This window comes from Spongiactinospora gelatinilytica, from assembly GCF_003236385.1.
GTDB lineage: Bacteria > Actinomycetota > Actinomycetes > Streptosporangiales > Streptosporangiaceae > Spongiactinospora > Spongiactinospora gelatinilytica.
Map to the genome: position 1 here is coordinate 1 of NZ_POUA01000674.1, position 1,798 is coordinate 1,798.

Consider the following 1,798-nt stretch of genomic DNA (forward strand, 5'->3'; position numbering starts at 1 on the left):
TATAAGAGACAGGTTACTCGGGAGCGCCGTCGATCACGCGGTTGGGCGGGCGGTCCGTCACGCGGTCGATGGCGCGGTCGGCGGCGGCGGTGTCGGCCGCCGGGCGTTTGGGCTGTTTCTTCGCCTGCTTGGCGCTGCGATTGGCCTTGAGCGCGGCCTTCTTGGCCTTCGCGGACGACTTGATCGGCTTCTTCTGGGTGCTGTCCCCCATGATCCCCCCTCTTGTCCTGTGATACCCCCACATGGGATATCACCGCGATTACTACCCCTCTGTGAGAGATTCACCACATAGCGCTACATAAGGGAGAGCTGCTCGCCCGTCTCGACAACCGGAGCCTGGGGTCGCGTGCGGATCCTGCGCGCCGCGGCCCGGCCGGAACGGCCGACGCCGTGGCGCTCCGCCAGCTCGCGCACCTGATCGGTGATGCGCCGCTGGTAGGACTTGGGGGCGTAGGCGCCCCTGCCGTACAACTCCAGGTAGCGCGGCACCAGGCGCGGGTGCTCGCGCCCCAGCCAGGACATGAACCACTCGCGCGCGCCGGGCCGCAGGTGCAGCACGATCGGCGTGATGCCGGTCGCCCCCGCCGCGGCGATCCGGCGCACCGCGCGGTCCAGCGCCTTGGGGGAGTCGGTGAGGTACGGCAGGATCGGCGCCATCAGCACCGAGCACGGCAGGCCGTGCTCGGTCAGCGTCGCACAGACCTCCAGCCGTTTACCGGGACTCGGCGTACCGGGCTCGACCGAACGCCACAGCGCCGCCGCCCCGTCATCGTCGCCGTCATCGCCGACGAACCCGGCCGACACGGCCGTGCCCACGTCGGTGACCTCGGCGGCCTCGGTCAGCAGATCGAGGTCACGCAGGATCAGCGACCCTTTGGTGAGGATCGAGAAGGGATTGGCGGCGTCGCGCAGCGCGGCAAGGATGCCGCGCATCAGCCCATAACGACCTTCGGCGCGCTGGTAGCAGTCGACGTTGGTGCCTATCGCGATGTGCGCGCCCCGCCAGCGTGGCACGGCCAGCTCCCTGCGGACCAGCTCGGCTGCGTTGACCTTCACCACGATCTTGGAATCGAAGTCGCGGCCCGCGTCGAGGTCCAGGTAGGTGTGGGTGTTGCGGGCGAAGCAGTAGCTGCACGCGTGGGTGCATCCGCGATAGGGGTTGATCGTCCACTGGAAGGGGACGTGGGAGGCGCCGGGAACGCGGTTGATGATGGTGCGGGCGTGGATCTCATAGAAGGTGACGCCGCGGAACCCGGGGGTGTCGAAGGTCCGCGTGACGGCTTTGCGAGCGAAGAGCGGCGTGGCCGAGTCGGGCTCGCCGACGTCGGTCAGTCGCAGGTTGTCCCAGCGCATACCTACTGATTAGAACAGCAGTTCGAGCAAGATCGCAAATGCGAAGACACGTTAATTACCTGCTCTTGAAATGGCTAATGATCTTCATGATGGGCAAGAAATCGGCACATGCCTTGCGATGCGGGAGGTGCGGCATGGCCTGGTCGCAGGACGAGGAGCGGATGCTGGCCCAGATCGAGCGTCACCTCGTCGACGATGATCCGCGGCTGGCCGCCCGTCTGGAGTCGTTCAACGAGCGTGTGCGCCGCAAGGAGGGTGGCGGTCGCCGGCGCGGGGAGCAGGGCCGATCGCGCAGGCCGCGGCACTCGACGGTCATCATCGCGGTGAGCTGGGTCCTGATCGCGACGCTCATCGCCACTCTGCTGATCATGGTACTGCGCAACGAGGCCGCCAGCGCCCTCGGATTCGGCGCGAAGGCCGGCCGCACGGCGGCCACCCTGCCCGC

Annotated in this window: 3 protein-coding genes; 1 reads left to right on the plus strand and 2 read right to left on the minus strand. The window is 67.7% G+C overall.

Going from position 1 to position 1,798, the window contains the following annotated elements:
* Positions 1-13: 13 nt before the first annotated feature.
* A complete protein-coding gene (locus tag C1I98_RS38490; RefSeq protein WP_111172135.1) occupies positions 14-211 on the minus strand; it encodes a hypothetical protein in 198 nt (65 codons plus the stop codon).
* Between the two features lie 83 nt (positions 212-294).
* A complete protein-coding gene (locus tag C1I98_RS38495; protein WP_111172136.1) occupies positions 295-1,353 on the minus strand; it encodes an Rv2578c family radical SAM protein in 1,059 nt (352 codons plus the stop codon).
* A gap of 134 nt (positions 1,354-1,487) precedes the next feature.
* On the opposite strand from C1I98_RS38495, the gene C1I98_RS38500 reads away from it, so the two are divergent.
* Positions 1,488-1,798: DUF3040 domain-containing protein (locus C1I98_RS38500; protein ID WP_111172137.1), on the plus strand; the 311-nt coding region annotated here is incomplete at its 3' end.